This window comes from Komagataeibacter kakiaceti JCM 25156, from assembly GCF_000613305.1.
Map to the genome: position 1 here is coordinate 1 of NZ_BAIO01000575.1, position 1,336 is coordinate 1,336.

Consider the following 1,336-nt stretch of genomic DNA (forward strand, 5'->3'; position numbering starts at 1 on the left):
CGGGCTGTTCCGCCGCTTCTTCCGGCGTGGTGTCGGGCTGGCGGTTATCAACGGGGCGGGGCTGCTGCTGGCGGGGGGCCATGCGCTCCTGACGTTCCTGCTGGCTCTGCTGCGCAGCCTGGGTCATGGCGTTCAGTATGCGGAAGTAATGTTCGGCATGCTGGAAGTAGGCTTCCGCCATCACACGGTCGCCGGTGCTGCTGGCGTCGCGGCCAAGCTGGAGGTATTTTTCAAACAGTTGCTGCGCTGTGCCGCGTACACGCAGGTCAGGCCCATTACTGTCAAAGACATGGTTGCGGTTCAACGGGATCTGGCCATTATTATGGCGTACGCTTCCGCCATTGCTGCCGCCCGAACGATGGTGACGGCCTCGCATGCGTTTCATGTTCATAAGCTGTCGCAGCACTTTCCTGTTGCCGGTCGCCGGCGCTGCCCTGGACCGTGGGGCGGTCTGCCCGTCCCGTCTGTTGCATGTTGGTGGCCCGGCGCAACACCGGACACGGATCCCTGAACCACGGCGGAACCATCATGGTTCATTTTGCCAGTTTTTCTATTTTGCAATCGGGATCGATCGCGCGGGAGTGGAATGGCCGGTAACCCGCCTTCCGTCTGCCCTGCACGTCTACAATATAGCCCGCGCCGTTCTTTCTGCCAAATTATTTTTTCACGACCAGCGCGCGCCCTATTCCCCCCAGATCGGGGCGTATTTCCGCCACCTCCAGCCCGGCCGCGCGCATGAGTCCGGACACGCTGTCCCCCTGCCCTATCCCCAGTTCCAGCACCGCGATTCCACCGGTGCAAGCAGGTCGGGCAGGACGGCGGCCAGCGCGCGATATGCGACAAGCCCGTCTTCCCCCCCATCCAGCGCGCGGGCGGGTTCGTGGTTCACCACATCGGGCATGAGCCGGCCAGATCGCCATGCGGGATATAGGGGGATTGCTCAGAATCAGGTCAAACGGCCCGGTAAGCGCATCGGCCCAGTTGCAGCATAACGTGGCGCAGCGCGCGCCCAGTCCGTTGCGGGTGGCGTTACGCACGGCGAGGCCCGCGGCCTGTGGCGCAAGATCGGTCCCGATTGCCCAAGCCTGCCGGTATTCCGCCAGCACCGCCAGCATGAGGCAGCCGGTGCCGGTGCCAATGTCGAGCACGCGCAGCGGCGCGGCGTGATCGGGCAGATGGTCCAGCACGGCTTCGATCAGGGTTTCGCTATCCGCGCGCGGAATCAGGGTGTGGGGTGATACTTCCAGATCGAGCGACCAGAAACCGGTGTGTCCGGTAATATAGGCCATCGGCTCATGGCGCAGGCGGCGCGCAAGCGCCCGGGCAAAGGTTTCGA

At 63.9% G+C, this 1,336-nt stretch carries 2 protein-coding genes; both read right to left on the reverse strand.

Annotated elements, in window-relative coordinates; translation table 11 throughout:
- A partial coding sequence (locus tag JCM25156_RS16740) for a DUF4167 domain-containing protein (RefSeq protein WP_242402725.1) occupies positions 1–406 on the reverse strand: 406 nt, incomplete at its 3' end.
- 250 nt (positions 407–656) lie between these two features.
- Positions 657–1,336, reverse strand: a 680-nt coding sequence (locus JCM25156_RS25610; protein ID WP_407637132.1) for a peptide chain release factor N(5)-glutamine methyltransferase, incomplete at its 5' end; no start/stop codon positions are given.